The following is a 16,275-nucleotide window of genomic DNA, read 5'->3' on the forward strand; positions in this document are numbered from 1 at the left end:
GTGTAGGCTTTTTTTATATATATAAACAATCAAAAATGGATAATACAATTTTAATAATTGCAGGTATTGCAATAGGAGCCATAATTGGATTTATAATAGCTAAAGTGTTAGAGCGCAATAACGCATCAAAGCTTATTAAAAGTGCAAAAAAATCTGCAGCTGGTATCATCAAAGAGGCTAATGTAGAAGGAGAGGGTATCAAAAAAGACAAAATACTTCAAGCAAAAGAAAAGTTTTTAGAGCTTAAAGCAGAGCATGAAAAGGTCATTTTATCTCGTGATAAAAAAATGGCAGATGCCGAAAAAAGAATAAGAGATAAAGAATCTCAAATATCTAGTGAGTTATCTAAAAACAAAAAGCTAAACGTCGATATTGAAGACAAAGTAAAAGACTACAATCATAGATTAGATGTTTTAGAAAAAAAGCAAGAAGAGCTAGATAGATTACATAAAAGTCAAGTAGAACAATTAGAAGTTATTTCTAGTTTATCTGCTGAAGAAGCAAAAACACAATTAGTTGAATCTTTAAAAGGAGAAGCTAAAAGTGATGCTATGGCTTACATCCAAGACAAAATGGAAGAAGCTAAATTAACTGCTCAACAAGATGCTAAAAAGATTATTATAAATACCATCCAACGTATTGGTACTGAAGAAGCAGTAGATAACTGTGTGTCTGTATTTAATATTGAAAGCGATGATGTAAAAGGACGTATAATTGGTCGTGAAGGACGTAATATTAGAGCAATTGAAGCAGCAACAGGAGTAGAGATTATCGTAGACGATACACCTGAAGCTATTATATTATCTTGTTTTGATTCGGTTAGAAGAGAGGTTGCACGTTTATCGCTTCATAAATTAGTCACAGATGGTCGTATCCATCCAGCACGTATTGAAGAAGTAGTTAAAAAGACGCAAAAACAAATAGAACAAGAAATAATCGAAGTTGGTAAACGTACAGTTATCGATTTAGGAATTCATGGATTACATCCAGAATTGATAAAAATGGTAGGTCGTATGAAATATCGCTCTTCTTATGGACAAAATTTATTGCAGCACTCACGTGAAGTAGCAAAACTTTGTGGCGTTATGGCTGCAGAGTTAGGCTTAAATCCTAAATTAGCTAAGCGTGCAGGACTATTGCATGATATAGGAAAAGTACCAGATGCTGAAGCTGATATGGAAACACCTCACGCTATTTTAGGTATGCAATGGGCAGAAAAATTTGGCGAAAAGCCAGATGTTTGTAACGCGATTGGAGCACACCACGATGAGATTGAAATGAAATCTTTATTATCACCAATTATACAAGTATGTGATGCGATTTCTGGAGCACGTCCTGGAGCTAGACGACAAGTTTTAGATAGTTACATACAACGTTTAAAAGATCTAGAAGACATTGCATTTGGGTTTAATGGAGTTAAAAAAGCGTATGCTATACAAGCAGGTAGAGAATTACGTGTGATTGTAGAAAGTGAAAAAGTTAGTGACCAAAATGCTGCGGATTTATCATTTAGTATTTCACAAAAAATCCAGACAGATATGACGTATCCTGGACAAGTTAAAGTAACAGTAATTAGAGAAACTAGAGCAGTTAATATTGCAAAATAATTTCTAAAAAGTATATATTAAAAAATCCAGCTTACTGCTGGATTTTTTTGTTAGGTATCGTGATAATAAATGTCGTGCCTTTATTGACTTTACTGTCAATATCAATGTGACCATTAAAGGCTTCAATTTGACTTTTGACTAAATATAATCCCACACCTTCCGCTTCTGGATTATTATGAAAGGTTTTATAAAGCTCAAAAATAGAATTACCATATTTTTCTAAATCAATACCAATACCATTATCTTCTACTGTAATAATTAGCTCATTATTAGCTTGTTCTAAATTAACATTGATAATGGGATCACGATTTGGATGCTTGTACTTTATGGCATTAGACAGTAAGTTTTGAAAAATACTCTCAAAATAAGAATGGTTATAATAAATATAATACTTTGGGTCTATATTGTTATTTATTGTTGCGTTGTTTTTAGTAATAACAAAGTTTAAGCTTTGTATAATACTATTTAATTCTTTGGCGAGATAAAGTTTAGAAATTTCGGTGTTTTTGTTATATTGAACTGAAACAATTTCTTTTAAGCTATTAATCGTTTTTGTTAAAGAATCTGATAACGTATTTAGATAATCTATAACTTCTTCTTTATCATTTATTGATTCAGCATCTTTATAAAAGCCTAACAAACTTTCAAAATTACCTGCATGTTGTTTTAGATTATGGGTAACTATATGTGCAAAATTTTGTAGCTTATTATTTTGTCTAACCACTAAATCTAGTGTTTGTTGGACTTTTTGTTCATTCTCTGCATATTCAGTAATGTCTACATGCGTTCCAATAATTCTAGTTGCTTCACCAGATGTGTCCTTTTCTATAATTTGACCTCTATCTAGAATCCATCGGTAAGATCCATTTTTATGTTGCACTCTATGCTTATTTTCATAAATAGGATTTAAACCATTTAAATGATCTTTAAAGTCTTGAAAATATTTATCTCTGTCTTCAGGATGTACACGATCATTCCAATCGTTTGGGTTTTTTCCAAAATCAGCATCATCTTCAAAGCCAATAATAGCTTTGGAGGGTTTAGAAAAGAAAACTTGATTATTAGTAGCACTATAGTCCCAAATACCAACTTTAGATATTTCTAAAGCCAATTGCCATTTTACATTTTCAAAATGTGGTGCATTTGGGTTGAAGTGAAAACCATCAAATAACTCTGACATAAGTAAGTTTTTAATCAAGTTAGTTTAGGGATTCAGTCTAATAGACAAAGCAAATATAGTTAAATATGCCGATTAAAAACAAATAAATCCGATAAAAAGAGCTACTTTCTAGGATGAAAATGGTTAATAACTGTTGTTAAATGACTTCTATCTAGATGCGTATATATTTCTGTAGTTGTTATACTTTCATGACCTAACATAAGCTGTATGGCTCTTAAATCGGCACCATTTTCTAGCAAATGTGTAGCAAATGAATGTCTAAACGTATGAGGAGAAATAGTCTTATTTAAATTAATTTTTATTGCTAAATTCTTAATTATTGTAAAGATCATCGCTCTTGTTAATTGTTTTCCTCTTCTGTTTAAAAACAAAATATCTTGATGATCTGGATAAATATTTAGATGTACTCTAACTTGATTTTTATAAATACTTATATATTTTTGAGTGTCATCTATAATGGGTACAAAGCGCTGTTTATGTCCTTTTCCAGTTACTTTTATAAACCCTTCATCAAAATATAAATCTGAAATTTTGAGATTAATTAGTTCGCTAACACGTAATCCGCAACTATATAATACTTCCAATATAGCTCTATTACGTTCGCCTTGCGGATGGCTTAAATCTATAGCGTTTATAAGTTGGTTTATTTCTACTTCACTTAAAGTATCAGGTAATTTTCTACCAATTTTTGGCGAATCTATTGTGTCCAAAGGGTTGTCATTTCTGTAATCCTCAAAAACTAAATAACTAAAAAATCCTTTAAGTCCAGATATTAAACGCGATTGCGACCTAGCACTTAAAGTTTTTGCAACATGATAAACAAATTGTTTAATATTGTTGCTGTTTACCGTAATTGGTGTAGCAATTATGTTGTTAGCATCTATATATTCAATAAGCTTATTAACATCTAACACATAGCTTTTAATAGTATTGTCCGATAAACCTCTTTCAATTTTAAGATATAAAGTGTAATCTGTTATTGCCTGTTTCCACGTCATATAAGTATAAAGATAATATTTTAAGAGCAGAAAAAATAAATGATTTTATAATATATTGAAAACCAAACATTAAGAAAATTTATGTTGATAAAATTGTTAATAACTTGTTAACAACCTTAAATTAATATTAAATTATTGCTTAGCTTCGTTCTATTAATCAAATAAACTTAATTTAATTATGAAAAAATTATTAATGATTGCTGCAGTAGCAGTATTTGGATTGACTTCTGTCAATGCTCAAGATTCAGACTCAGGACAAACTGCTGAAGGTAAGTGGTTAATTGAAGCTAACACTGGTAATGCAATGTTAGGTAACACGGGGTTTTATTTATCTACTTCAGACGGAGTTACCTCTTACAACATCGGTTTAGATGGAGGTTATTTTGTTATTGATGATTTAGCTATTAAAGCTGGTTTAGGTTATGGTGGTGTGTCTACAGATTTAGGTGATACTTCTACTTTTTCTTACAGAATTGGAGGTAAGTATTATGTAAATAGCATGATTCCTGTAACACTAGATTTAACTGGTGCTTCAATAAAAGATGCTACAGAAAACCCAATGTGGTTAGGAATCGGAGCAGGTTATGCTTGGTTTATTGGAAATAATGTTTCTATAGAGCCTGGATTACGTTATAACCACTCTTTAAATGAAGATTTTACAGATGAAGGTATTTTTCAATTTAATGTAGGATTTGCACTATATTTCTAGTATTTAAATATTTTATTAAAAAAACCGAAGCTTAATAGCTTCGGTTTTTTTTATGACATAACTTTAAAATGGATGTTTTAAACAGGTTAAGTATTTGATTTTTAGATTATTACTAGTGTTTGGTTTTGTTTTATTAAATTTTACTTGTTTAAACTCTTTATTGGTGCTAATTTTACTATCATATATAAACTTAACTTATTTAAATTATGAAAAAATTATTAATGATTGCTGCAGTTGCAGTATTTGGATTAACTAGTGCTAATGCACAAGATGTAAATTTTGGTGCTAAAGCTGGTGTCAATTTTGCAACTATTACTGGAGATGATACTGATGGTATAGAATCGAAAATTGGTATTCATATTGGACTTGTTGCCGAAATAGAAATTTCAGAGAATTTTTCATTTCAACCTGAATTATTATATTCTGCACAAGGAGCTCAGGATGACTATTCTGAATCAGAAAACATTAACGGTTTCACATATTCTTACACGGAAGAAGCAAAAGCAAAATTAGACTACATTATCTTACCTCTAATGGCTAAATATTATGTTGCAGACGGTTTTAGTATAGAAGCTGGTCCACAAATAGGTTTCTTAGTTAAATCTGAAGAAGAGGTTAGTTTTAGTGAAACTATAAATGGTCAAACGGAATCTGGAACAGAATCAGCAGATACTGATGATTTTACAAGTGGTGTTGATTTTGGTTTAAATTTTGGACTAGGATACAAATTAGATAGTGGACTTAACTTTAGCGCTAGATACAACTTAGGATTATCTAACATTAATGATGGAGAAGGTTCAGATGAATTTGAAAATCAAAATGCAGTATTTCAGGTTTCTGTAGGCTTTTTCTTTTAATATATAATATTCTTAAAGAATCTAACCGAAGCTTTTTGCTTCGGTTTTTTTATACCATAACTTTTGTATTTTTACACTATGAAAAAATTAATCATCATAAACGGACCTAATCTCAATTTATTAGGAAAACGAGAACCTAATATTTATGGAAGTTTAAGTTTTACTGAATTTTTAGATACAATAAAAGAAAAATATAAGACAGTTAGTATCGAGCATTTTCAATCTAATATTGAAGGCGAATTGATAGATAAAATACAAGAAGTTGGATTTTGCTATGATGGTATTATTTTAAACGCTGCTGCATATACACATACTTCAGTTGGTATAGGAGATACAGTTAAAGCTATTGAAACTCCTGTAGTAGAAGTACATATATCTAATACCTTTGGTAGAGAAGAGTATAGACATCATTCTTTTATTGCGCCTAATGCCAAAGGGATTATTCTTGGTTTCGGTTTGCAAAGTTATGAATTGGCAATTCAAAGCTTTTTGTAATAACTTTTAATTTTTTATGAAATATTACTTATTTATTATAACTGTATTTGTTTCTTCAATATCAATAGCTCAAAATCAAGTTGATTTTGGAGTTAAAGGAGGAGTAAATGCTACTTTTTTTAAAGTAACAGAAGCTAATTTTGGTGAGGACCCAGAAACAGATTTTGGATTTTTTGGAGGTGTTTTTGTTGATTTTAAAATAGATAAAGGTTTTCACTTTCAACCAGAAATATTATATAAAGGAATTAATGACTTTAAGTTTTTGAATGCACCTATGTATTTAAAGTATGATGTAGACAATAACTTTCATCTTCTTTTGGGACCAAGTTTAAATTATTTTTTTGATTTTTTCACTAATAAATTTAAGGTCAGAGCAGATGTAAGTTTAGAGTATGATTTATTTTCTCGATTAAATATAAATATTAAATATGCCTTAGGTTTTGAAGAACTCTCTCCAAACATATTATTTTTTGGTGTTGGTTATAAACTATAAAAAAAAGACGACTCAGTTAAGAATCGTCTTTTTTAATGTTCTTTATATTATTTCCTATAAATGTATCACTTCATCGTAAGCAGCTGCTACCGCTTCCATAACTGCTTCACTCATTGTAGGATGAGGATGTACTGCTTTTAATACTTCATGTCCAGTAGTTTCTAGTTTACGACCTAAAACCGCTTCGGCAATCATGTCTGTTACTCCTGCACCAATCATATGGCACCCTAACCATTCGCCATATTTAGCATCAAAAATAACTTTTACAAATCCATCTTTAGTTCCAGAAGCACTTGCTTTTCCTGAAGCCGAGAACGGAAATTTTCCGACTTTAATCTCATAACCTTGATCTTTTGCTTGTTGTTCAGTTAAACCAACAGATGCAATTTCTGGTGCACAATAGGTACAACCAGGAATGTTTCCATAATCTAAAGCTTCAACATGGTGTCCTGCAATTTTCTCGACACATAATATACCTTCTGCAGAAGCAACGTGTGCTAATGCTTGACCAGGTGTTACATCTCCAATTGCATAGTAACCAGGTATATTAGTTTGGTAATAGTCATTGACCAAGATTTTGTCTCTATCTACAGCAATACCAACGTCTTCCAAGCCTATGTTTTCGATATTAGTTTTAATACCAACAGCGCTTAAAATAATATCAGCTTCTAAAACTTCTTCACCATTACTGGTTTTTACAGTTGCTTTTACACCTTTTCCAGAAGTATCTACTTTAGTAACCTCAGATGATGTCATGATTTTGATACCAGATTTTTTAAACGATTTTTCTAATTGCTTAGACACGTCAATATCTTCAACAGGTACTATATTTGGTAAATACTCTACAACAGTAACTTCCGTTCCCATAGAGTTATAAACATAAGCAAACTCAACACCAATAGCTCCAGAACCTACAACAATCATCTTTTTTGGCTGATCTTTTAAAGTCATAGCTTCACGATAGCCAATTACTTTTTTACCATCCTGTGGTAAACTTGGTAACTCTCTAGATCTTGCGCCAGTTGCAACTATTATATGGTCAGCACTGTATTCTTTTCCTTCAACCTCTACCTTTTTACCAGGTTTAAGTTTTCCAAAACCTTCGATAATGTCAATTTTGTTCTTTTTCATTAAAAACTGAACCCCTTTACTCATCCCATCAGCTACATTTCTGCTTCGTTGGATAACAGCATCAAAATCATGAGTGGCTTCTTTGACCTTTAACCCGTAGTCTTCAGCATGTTTTAAATAATCAAAAACCTGAGCACTTTTAATTAAGGCTTTAGTTGGGATGCAACCCCAATTTAAACAAACACCACCTAGGCTTTCTTTTTCTACTACAGCTGTTTTAAATCCTAATTGCGAAGCTCTAATAGCAGTAACATAACCACCAGGTCCACTTCCAAGAACAATAATATCGTATTTACTCATCGTTAAATGTTTAGTCGTTTTTAAGAGGTTACGAATTTACAAAACAAAGCCGAAATAATAAATCGAAGTTTCATTTTTATTTAGCATACCTTAAAGATCAAGATATCAATACTTACTCTGTTTGAGGAACTCTAACAGACAGTTCAAATATGTGGTAACGATTAATTGACTATAAACAAATGTTTAATCCTTTTTGTGTAAATAGTACGGAAATAGATGATAAGAAATTATTTATCGTCTTTAGACGAAAAATCTACACTTGCAGAGTTTACACAATAGCGCGTACCTGTTTCAGTTGGTCCATCATTAAAAACATGACCTAAATGACCACCACAGTTGGAACAAACAATTTCTGTTCTAATCATACCGTGTGACTTATCTAGTACATTGTTTACTGTACCTTTAATAGCATCATCAAAACTTGGCCAACCGCAACCGGATTCAAATTTGCTGTTACTTTCAAAAAGTTGTTGATTACAACCAGCACAATGGTAAGTTCCATCTTCAAAATGAAGATTGTACTTTCCTGTGTGTGGCATTTCTGTGCCTTTTTTTCGAAGAATTCTATATTGCTCGTCAGTTAACTCTTGACGCCACTCATCTTCAGTTTTGTAGATTTTATAATTACTCATTTCTAGGTTTAAAATTTAAAGCAACTCCGTTAATACAATGTCTTTTTCCAGTAGTAGCACTTGGACCATCGTTAAAGACATGTCCTAAATGTCCACCACAAGTAGCGCAATGTTCTTCGGTTCTGGTATATCCTAAATCGTTATCAGTAGAATAAGCAACATTGTTATCAATACATCTATCAAAACTTGGCCATCCAGTACCAGAATCAAATTTATTTTCACTTTTAAATAATGGTGTATCACATCCAGCGCAATGGTAAGTTCCAGGTCTGTATTCTTTATTTAAAGGACTTGAAAACGCACGCTCTGTGCCTGCTTCACGCAAAACATAATACTCCTTTTTACTTAATATTTTTTTCCACTCTGCTTCTGTTTTTGAAACTTCGTAGGTTGTATTTTCTGTTTTTTCTGGAGTGTCTTGAGCATTAGATTTACAATTAAAAAATGCTAAAACCAGTAATAATAATGCTAAGTTTTTCATAATTTTCTTTTTCTTAAAGATAATTTAAAATGTTTACACTGTTAATTTTTAGTCGTATTTTTAAGTTAATAATAACATTTTAGTATTCGGTAATTATAATGTAACTTTTCAACTTGAAAGAATTATTCGTTTTATGAGAATTATACATATTAGTGCAGAATGTTATCCTATTGCTAAAGTTGGAGGATTAGCAGATGTTGTTGGAGCTTTACCCAAATACCAAAATAAATTAGGGCATCCAACGTCTGTGGTAATGCCTTTTTATAATAACGAATTTACACAATCATATGCATTTTATAAGATTTACGAAGCACCTTTGCTTTTAGGTGATTCTGAAATAACTTTTAAAGTTTTAAAAACAAAAGATCCAGTTTTAGATGTTGACGTCTATTTTATTGACATTCCGGAGCTTTTACACAAAGATTATGTTTACTCTTCAGACGATACAGTAAGGTTTTTAGCATTCCAAATTGCAGTTTTAGATTGGGTTTTAGAGCTTAAAGATAAACCAGATATTATCCATTGTCATGATCATCACACAGGATTGATACCCTTTATGCTTCAAGAAAGCTATAAGTATGAATCATTAAACAAGATTCCAGTAATTACCACTATACATAATGCGCAATACCAAGGTTGGTTTGGGTATGATAAATTACATTTAATACCAGAATTTGATAGCTCAAATACAGGACTGTTAGACTGGAACAATACTATCAATCCTCTAGCTGCTGCAATTAAGTGTGCTTGGCGAGTAACGACAGTATCACCAAGTTATATGGAAGAACTTAAAGAACACGCAAACGGATTAGAAGCTTTATTAGGACATGAAAGCAACAAATGTATTGGTATTTTAAACGGAATTGATACTAATGTATGGAATCCAGAAACGGATAGCTATATAATAAAAAATTATAGCAGTAAAACTGTTCAATCTGGACGGAAAGCTAATAAAAAATGGTTATGCGACCAATTTAATCTGGATGTAACCAAGCCATTATTTGCATTTATTGGTAGATTAGTAGGTGAGAAAGGTGTAGATGTATTTCCTGAAGTGTTTAAAAATAGCCTACAAAATAAGGCTATATCAATTTTAGTTTTAGGATCTGGACAATCCGATACCGAAGACGCTTTAAATAATTTAAAACCGCTTTTTCAAGGACAATATAATGCGTATATTGGTTATGACGAAAAACTCTCGCACATCATTTACGCTGGAGCGGATTTTTTATTAATGCCATCAAGAGTAGAGCCTTGTGGATTAAACCAGATGTACGCCTTACGATACGGAACCATACCAATAGTAAGACGAATAGGAGGATTAAAAGATACTGTTATCGATATAACTAATAATGGTTTTGGACTATGTCACGATAATGTTAGTGCAGCAGAAGTAGAACATGCTATAGACAGAGCAACTTTACTTTATAACAATCAAGCAAAATTTAAAACTATTAGACAACATATAATGACTATTGACCATTCTTGGGATATGTCAGCTCAAGCATATATAAATTTATACCAATCCATAAACTAAAAAAATATGATTAATAACGATGTATTATCCATTATACTAGGCGGAGGACAAGGTTCTAGACTATACCCTTTAACAGCAGATAGATCTAAACCTGCAGTACCAATAGCAGGTAAATACAGGCTAGTTGATATACCAATTTCTAATTGTATAAATTCGGATATCAAACGCATGTATGTTTTAACCCAGTTTAATTCTGCATCATTAAATAAACATATTAAAAATACTTATCATTTCAGTTTTTTTAGTTCTGCTTTTGTAGACGTTCTAGCAGCAGAACAAACAATGCAAAGTGACAAATGGTTTCAAGGAACAGCAGACGCAGTTAGACAGAGCATGCATCATTTTTTGAGTCATGATTTTAAATATGCGTTAATACTTTCTGGAGATCAGCTTTATAACATGGATTTCCAAGACATGATTAATAACCATGTAAAAAGTAATGCAGAAATATCTATAGCAACGTATCCAGTTACTGCTAAAGAAGCAACTGGTTTTGGATTATTAAAAACTGATAACAACAATACTATAACTTCGTTTATAGAAAAACCAGCAGCTGATTTGTTACCAGACTGGACATCGGATGTTAGTGACGATATGAAAAAACAAGGTAGGCACTATCTAGCATCTATGGGTATATATATATTTAATAGAGAACTTTTAATGCAATTAATGGATAATCCAGATACAATAGATTTTGGAAAAGAAATCATACCTCAATCCATTCATAAACACAAAACTACTAGCTATCAATATGAAGGGTATTGGACAGATATTGGTACCATAGATTCTTTTTTTGAAGCTAATTTAGGTCTAACTGATGATATACCTAAATTTAATTTATATGATGAAGACAGAGTATTTACAAGAGCTAGAATATTACCAACATCAAAAATTTCTGGTACTTTATTAAATAAAACAGTCATTGCTGATGGTTGCATAATTCACGCTGCTAAAATTGAAAGAAGTGTCATTGGTATTAGATCTAGAATAGGTAAGGAGTCTGTGATATTAAATACATATATGATGGGAAGTGATTCTTACGAGTCTTTAAAGTTTATTGAAGAAAACAAGATAATTAATCTTTTGGGTATTGGTGATCGATGTTACATAAATAATTGTATTGTAGATAAAAATTGTAGAATTGGAGATGATGTTAAAATAGAAGGCGGTAAGCATCTTAAAGATACAGAAACTGAAACCTATCTTATAAAAGATGGTATAGTAGTTATTAAAAAAGGTGCTACAATACCAAAAGGAACTATAATTAAATAACCCAATTTATTTTATCCAAAAAAGCAATATATGTCCAAAGTAATAGCGCATAGCTTATTCACAGATTTTGATATCAATCTTTTTAAGGCAGGAAAACACTATAAGTTGTACGAGAAGTTTGGCTCGCATATCACTTCTGTAAATGGAGTAGAGGGTACTTATTTTGCAGTTTGGGCACCAAGTGCAAAACAAGTATCAGTAATTGGTGACTTTAATTTTTGGAACGAGGATGAGCACCTATTAAATGTACGTTGGGACGAAAGCGGTATTTGGGAAGGATTTATACCTCATGTTGGTAAAGGCACCATTTATAAATATAAAATTCAAAGTCATAATAATGGTATTGTTACAGAAAAAGCAGATCCTTACGCTAGACGTTATGAACATAATCCCAAAACAGCATCAATTGTATGGGAAGACGATTATAAGTGGAAAGATTCCAAATGGATGAAATCCAGAAAAAAGTACAATGCGTTAGATGCTCCATTTTCTGTATACGAAGTCCATTTAGGTTCTTGGAAAAAACAAATAGAAGAAAATCGTTTTTTGTCTTATGTCGAGTTAGCTGATGATTTAGCTAATTACGTCAAAGAGATGAATTTTACACATGTAGAGTTGATGCCAATAATGGAGTTTCCGTACGACCCAAGTTGGGGTTATCAGGTAACTGGTTATTTTGCGCCAACATCGCGATTTGGATATCCAGAAGAATTTAAACTTTTAGTCGACAAACTACATGAAAATAATATTGGAATTATCTTAGATTGGGTTCCATCACATTTCCCTGAAGATGCACATGGTTTAGGCTTTTTTGATGGTTCATGTTTGTATGAACATCCTGATAAACGTAAAGGATATCATCAAGATTGGAAAAGTTTAATTTTTAACTACGGTCGTAATGAAGTTAAATCTTTTTTAATTAGTAACGCTTTATTCTGGTTAGATCAATTTCATGCAGATGGATTACGTGTTGATGCTGTAGCCTCTATGTTGTTTTTAGACTATTCTAGAGAGGAAGGCGAGTGGGAACCTAATATTTATGGCGGAAGAGAAAATTTAGAAGCAATTGCTTTTATGAAAGAATTAAACGAAGCTATTTATGGAAGTTTTCCAGATGTGCAATCTATTGCTGAAGAATCTACAGCATTTCCAGGTGTATCAAAACCTGTGTTTTTAGGAGGATTAGGCTTTGGTATGAAATGGATGATGGGTTGGATGCATGATACATTACAATATTTTGGTAAAGAACCTATTTATAGAAAACACCATCAAAACGATATTACCTTTTCCTTGACGTATGCTTTTACTGAAAATTTTATGTTGCCTTTAAGTCACGACGAAGTTGTTTATGGTAAAAAATCTATTTTAAACAGGATGCCTGGAGACGAGTGGCAAAAATTTGCAAATTTACGCGTTTTATATGGTTATATGTTTACACATCCAGGCACAAAACTCTTATTTCAAGGTGCAGAATTTGGACAAAGTGAAGAGTGGGATTTTCAAACTAGTTTAGACTGGCATTTATTGCAATACAAGCCACATAAAGGTATCCAAGAGTATATTAAAGCTATCAATGCATTATACAAATCTGAGCCTGCATTACACGAAAAACAATTCTCTCATGACGGTTTTGAGTGGATAGATTATGGAGATGCTGAGCATTCAGTTTTAGTGTATATTAGAAAAGGAAACAAGCCAAAAGATAATGTTATTGTAGCTTGTAATATGACACCTGTTCCGTTAGTAAATTATAGAATAGGTTTGCCAAAAAAAGGAACACTTACCGAGATTTTTAATAGCGATAACGCTTCATTTTATGGTAGTAGTAATTTTGAAAACAAACCATTAACAAGTCAAACCAAATTGTGGCACGCTAGAAAAAATTCAACAGAAATTACTATTCCACCTCTTGGGATGGTAGTACTTAAATATGGTACTAAATAATACATATTAATCTTTAATTATTTGATTTTTTAAGGTCTAAAAATCAAGGATCTAATAATTTACAATCCCGAAAACGTTATAGTTAATAATTCGTGATAATATATAGTACCAATGCTTTCGTAACAGTTTTATTTTCCGTTTTTTTACTTTAAATTATTTATATACAATTATGATTGTAAATACAGAACTAGAACAAAAGGGAAACCTATTTCCTTCGCAAATAATACAATTTAAAAAGGACGTTGACACCTTATATTTCTATACAGAAAACAATGTTGTTCTTCAACTTACAGTGCTAAGAGATAGTGTGTTAAGGTTTAGATACACAACTACTGGCACATTTGATAACGATTTTTCTTATGCAATAACCAAATATGCAAGTACTGGTTATAACAAGCTAGAGATAAGTGAAAACAATGAAAATTTTATCATAACAACTTCAAAATTGAGATGTGAGGTGTCTAAGAAAGATGCAAGAGTTTCTCTTTATGATGTTAAAACAGACGAGCTAATCAATGAAGACGAAATTGGTTTTCATTGGGAAGAAAGCTACGAGTATGGTGGTAACATTGTAAAAATGAGTAAGGTTGTAAACGAGCGCGAAAGCTACTTTGGTTTAGGTGATAAACCAGAACATTTAAATTTAAAAGGAAAACGATTTCAAAATTGGGTAACAGATTCTTACGCCTACGGAAAAGAAACAGATCCAATCTATAAAGCTATACCATTTTTTACTGGATTACATCATGGTAAAGCTTATGGTATTTTCTTTGATAATACATTTCGATCGTATTTTGATTTTGGTCAAGAACGACGTAATGTCACAAGCTTTTGGGCTCAAGGAGGAGAAATGAATTACTATTTTATTTATGGGCCTCAAATGCAAGATGTCGTAGAAAGTTATACAGATTTAACAGGTAAACCACATCAACTTCCACCATTATGGGCTTTAGGATTTCATCAATGCAAATGGAGTTATTATCCAGAAGCAGAAGTTAAAGCTGTGACCTCTAAGTTTAGAGAATTACAAATACCATGTGATGCTATTTATTTAGACATTGATTATATGGATGGATTTAGATGTTTTACGTGGAATAAAGAGCATTTTCCAGACCCAAAACGCATGGTGCAAGAGTTATATGACGATGGGTTTAAAACCGTAGCTATTATAGATCCAGGGATTAAAATAGATAACGAATACGATGTTTTTAAAGAAGCTTTAGATAAAGATTATTTCTGTAAGCGTGCAGATGGACCTTACATGAAAGGTAAGGTATGGCCAGGAGAGTGTTATTTTCCAGATTTTACAAAACCAGAAGTTAGAGATTGGTGGTCTGGGTTATTTAAAGAATTAGTAGAAGAAATAGGTGTGCGAGGCGTTTGGAATGATATGAACGAGCCAGCAGTTATGGAAGTACCAAATAAAACGTTTCCAGACGATGTACGTCATGATTATGATGGTAATCCATGTAGCCACAGAAAAGCACACAATGTGTATGGTATGCAAATGGCTAGAGCGACCTACCATGGTATGAAAAAATTTAACTACCCTAAACGTCCATTTGTAATTACTCGTGCAGCTTATTCTGGTACGCAACGATACACATCTACTTGGACAGGAGACAATGTTGCTACTTGGGAGCATTTATGGATTGCTAATGTACAAGCGCAACGTATGGCAATGTCGGGATTTAGTTTTGCAGGAAGCGATATTGGTGGATTTGCTGAGCAACCACAAGGCGAATTGTTTACTCGATGGATTCAATTAGGAATTTTCCATCCATTTTGTCGTGTACATTCATCTGGTGACCATGGAGATCAAGAACCTTGGGCATTTGATGAAGATGTTACAGATGTAGTACGTAAGTTTATTGAAATTAGATATCAATTATTACCCTATTTATACACAGCATTTTGGAATTTGGTAGAGCATGGGACGCCAATTTTAAAATCGTTAGTGATGTTTGATCAAGAAGATAATCAAACGCACTACAGAACAGACGAGTTTGTTTTTGGTAACCAAATACTTGTGTGCCCAATCCAAGAACCCAATGCAAAAGGTCGAAGAATGTACATTCCTAGAGGAACCTGGTATAATTACTGGACAGATGAAGTAGTTGAAGGTGGAAAAGAAAAGTGGGTGGATGCAGAAATAGATAGTATGCCAATATTTATTAAAGAAGGAGCTGTAATCCCTAAATTTCCTATTCAACAATATGTAGGCGAAAAAAATATTGACGAGCTAGTTTTAGACGTGTATTTTAAACACGGTAAAGAATCGTCTCAACTTTTTGATGATGCTCATGATGGTTATGATTATACTAAGGGACGCTATAGCTTTAGAACTTTTAAATTAACAGGAAAGTCTAACGAGTTAATACTACAACAACATAAAGAAGGAAAGTACGAAGCCTCTTATCAAACCTTCAAATTAAATATTCATGGATTACCTTTTGAAATTAATGAAATTCAATTGGATAACGAAACCATCTCTATTGAGCAATTAAAAGTTAATGGCACAGTCGCTATGGTAGTAAATAAAAACTTTAGTGAAATTCATTTAATCGGAAAATAATGCTATTAGAAATACAGTTTAAAGACTTTTTTTGAATATTGTCGATAAATTACTACAAGGTAAA

14 protein-coding genes are annotated in these 16,275 nt (G+C 32.0%); 9 read left to right on the plus strand and 5 right to left on the minus strand.

Going from position 1 to position 16,275, the window contains the following annotated elements:
- Window positions 1-35 precede the first annotated feature (35 nt).
- Window positions 36-1,607 carry a ribonuclease Y gene (gene rny, locus Ollyesu_RS11185; protein ID WP_279301307.1) on the plus strand — a complete coding sequence of 524 codons (1,572 nt, stop codon included), beginning with the start codon at window positions 36-38 and terminating at the stop codon, window positions 1,605-1,607.
- Between the two features lie 31 nt (window positions 1,608-1,638).
- On the opposite strand, the gene Ollyesu_RS11190 is transcribed toward rny, so the two are convergent.
- Together Ollyesu_RS11190 and xerD are read right to left on the minus strand one after the other, a co-directional pair.
- Window positions 1,639-2,787 (minus strand): PAS domain-containing sensor histidine kinase, encoded by a 1,149-nt coding sequence (locus tag Ollyesu_RS11190; protein WP_279301308.1) that lies wholly within the window; start codon window positions 2,785-2,787, stop codon window positions 1,639-1,641.
- Between the two features lie 101 nt (window positions 2,788-2,888).
- Window positions 2,889-3,785, minus strand: coding sequence for a site-specific tyrosine recombinase XerD (gene xerD / locus Ollyesu_RS11195; RefSeq protein WP_279301309.1), 897 nt, complete (start codon window positions 3,783-3,785; stop codon window positions 2,889-2,891).
- A 178-nt stretch (window positions 3,786-3,963) separates the two neighbouring features.
- On the opposite strand from xerD, the gene Ollyesu_RS11200 reads away from it, so the two are divergent.
- The 4 genes from Ollyesu_RS11200 to Ollyesu_RS11215 all read left to right on the plus strand — a co-directional run bounded on the left by Ollyesu_RS11200 (window position 3,964) and on the right by Ollyesu_RS11215 (window position 6,339).
- On the plus strand, window positions 3,964-4,494 hold the full coding sequence (locus Ollyesu_RS11200) for a hypothetical protein (protein ID WP_279301310.1): 531 nt from the start codon (window positions 3,964-3,966) through the stop codon (window positions 4,492-4,494).
- A 206-nt stretch (window positions 4,495-4,700) separates the two neighbouring features.
- Complete coding sequence (locus Ollyesu_RS11205; RefSeq protein ID WP_279301311.1) at window positions 4,701-5,351, plus strand: porin family protein; 651 nt, start codon at window positions 4,701-4,703, stop codon at window positions 5,349-5,351.
- Window positions 5,352-5,429: 78 nt separating this feature from the next.
- Complete coding sequence (aroQ, locus tag Ollyesu_RS11210) at window positions 5,430-5,846, plus strand: type II 3-dehydroquinate dehydratase (protein ID WP_279301312.1); 417 nt, start codon at window positions 5,430-5,432, stop codon at window positions 5,844-5,846.
- 16 nt (window positions 5,847-5,862) lie between these two features.
- Entirely contained in the window at window positions 5,863-6,339 is a 477-nt protein-coding gene (locus Ollyesu_RS11215) for an outer membrane beta-barrel protein (RefSeq protein ID WP_279301313.1), read from the plus strand.
- 54 nt (window positions 6,340-6,393) lie between these two features.
- Here Ollyesu_RS11215 and lpdA read toward each other — a convergent pair whose 3' ends face one another.
- The 3 genes from lpdA to msrB (Ollyesu_RS11230) form a co-directional block, all read right to left on the minus strand.
- Window positions 6,394-7,770 (minus strand): dihydrolipoyl dehydrogenase, encoded by a 1,377-nt coding sequence (lpdA, locus tag Ollyesu_RS11220; protein ID WP_279301314.1) that lies wholly within the window; start codon window positions 7,768-7,770, stop codon window positions 6,394-6,396.
- A gap of 227 nt (window positions 7,771-7,997) precedes the next feature.
- Window positions 7,998-8,402 carry a peptide-methionine (R)-S-oxide reductase MsrB gene (gene msrB / locus Ollyesu_RS11225; RefSeq protein ID WP_279301315.1) on the minus strand — a complete coding sequence of 135 codons (405 nt, stop codon included), beginning with the start codon at window positions 8,400-8,402 and terminating at the stop codon, window positions 7,998-8,000.
- Window positions 8,395-8,883 (minus strand): peptide-methionine (R)-S-oxide reductase MsrB, encoded by a 489-nt coding sequence (msrB, locus tag Ollyesu_RS11230; RefSeq protein ID WP_279301316.1) that lies wholly within the window; start codon window positions 8,881-8,883, stop codon window positions 8,395-8,397. The genes msrB (Ollyesu_RS11225) and msrB (Ollyesu_RS11230) overlap by 8 nt, the downstream gene beginning before the upstream one ends.
- A 133-nt stretch (window positions 8,884-9,016) precedes the next feature.
- On the opposite strand from msrB (Ollyesu_RS11230), the gene Ollyesu_RS11235 reads away from it, so the two are divergent.
- The 4 genes from Ollyesu_RS11235 (at window position 9,017) to Ollyesu_RS11250 (ending at window position 16,211) form a co-directional block, all read left to right on the plus strand.
- Complete coding sequence (locus tag Ollyesu_RS11235; RefSeq protein ID WP_279301317.1) at window positions 9,017-10,420, plus strand: glycogen synthase; 1,404 nt, start codon at window positions 9,017-9,019, stop codon at window positions 10,418-10,420.
- A gap of 6 nt (window positions 10,421-10,426) precedes the next feature.
- Window positions 10,427-11,692: a glucose-1-phosphate adenylyltransferase gene (locus tag Ollyesu_RS11240; protein WP_279301318.1), complete on the plus strand. Its 1,266-nt coding sequence runs from the start codon at window positions 10,427-10,429 to the stop codon at window positions 11,690-11,692.
- A gap of 30 nt (window positions 11,693-11,722) precedes the next feature.
- Window positions 11,723-13,636, plus strand: coding sequence for a 1,4-alpha-glucan branching protein GlgB (glgB, locus tag Ollyesu_RS11245; RefSeq protein ID WP_279301319.1), 1,914 nt, complete (start codon window positions 11,723-11,725; stop codon window positions 13,634-13,636).
- 169 nt (window positions 13,637-13,805) lie between these two features.
- The gene (locus tag Ollyesu_RS11250; protein ID WP_279301320.1) at window positions 13,806-16,211 is read left to right on the plus strand and encodes a glycoside hydrolase family 31 protein; all 2,406 of its coding nucleotides are present in this window, start codon (window positions 13,806-13,808) and stop codon (window positions 16,209-16,211) included.
- Window positions 16,212-16,275 lie beyond the last annotated feature (64 nt).

It is taken from the genome of Olleya sp. YS, from assembly GCF_029760915.1.
Classification (GTDB): domain Bacteria; phylum Bacteroidota; class Bacteroidia; order Flavobacteriales; family Flavobacteriaceae; genus Olleya.

What these genes read in the sequence shown, in the direction of transcription:
- rny (WP_279301307.1), top strand. Translation starts at nt 36, where the DNA reads ATGGATAATACAATTTTAATAATTGCAGGTATTGCAATAGGAGCCATA.
- Ollyesu_RS11190 (WP_279301308.1), bottom strand. Translation starts at nt 2,787, where the DNA reads ATGTCAGAGTTATTTGATGGTTTTCACTTCAACCCAAATGCACCACAT.
- xerD (WP_279301309.1), bottom strand. Translation starts at nt 3,785, where the DNA reads ATGACGTGGAAACAGGCAATAACAGATTACACTTTATATCTTAAAATT.
- Ollyesu_RS11200 (WP_279301310.1), top strand. Translation starts at nt 3,964, where the DNA reads ATGAAAAAATTATTAATGATTGCTGCAGTAGCAGTATTTGGATTGACT.
- Ollyesu_RS11205 (WP_279301311.1), top strand. Translation starts at nt 4,701, where the DNA reads ATGAAAAAATTATTAATGATTGCTGCAGTTGCAGTATTTGGATTAACT.
- aroQ (WP_279301312.1), top strand. Translation starts at nt 5,430, where the DNA reads ATGAAAAAATTAATCATCATAAACGGACCTAATCTCAATTTATTAGGA.
- Ollyesu_RS11215 (WP_279301313.1), top strand. Translation starts at nt 5,863, where the DNA reads ATGAAATATTACTTATTTATTATAACTGTATTTGTTTCTTCAATATCA.
- lpdA (WP_279301314.1), bottom strand. Translation starts at nt 7,770, where the DNA reads ATGAGTAAATACGATATTATTGTTCTTGGAAGTGGACCTGGTGGTTAT.
- msrB (WP_279301315.1), bottom strand. Translation starts at nt 8,402, where the DNA reads ATGAGTAATTATAAAATCTACAAAACTGAAGATGAGTGGCGTCAAGAG.
- msrB (WP_279301316.1), bottom strand. Translation starts at nt 8,883, where the DNA reads ATGAAAAACTTAGCATTATTATTACTGGTTTTAGCATTTTTTAATTGT.
- Ollyesu_RS11235 (WP_279301317.1), top strand. Translation starts at nt 9,017, where the DNA reads ATGAGAATTATACATATTAGTGCAGAATGTTATCCTATTGCTAAAGTT.
- Ollyesu_RS11240 (WP_279301318.1), top strand. Translation starts at nt 10,427, where the DNA reads ATGATTAATAACGATGTATTATCCATTATACTAGGCGGAGGACAAGGT.
- glgB (WP_279301319.1), top strand. Translation starts at nt 11,723, where the DNA reads ATGTCCAAAGTAATAGCGCATAGCTTATTCACAGATTTTGATATCAAT.
- Ollyesu_RS11250 (WP_279301320.1), top strand. Translation starts at nt 13,806, where the DNA reads ATGATTGTAAATACAGAACTAGAACAAAAGGGAAACCTATTTCCTTCG.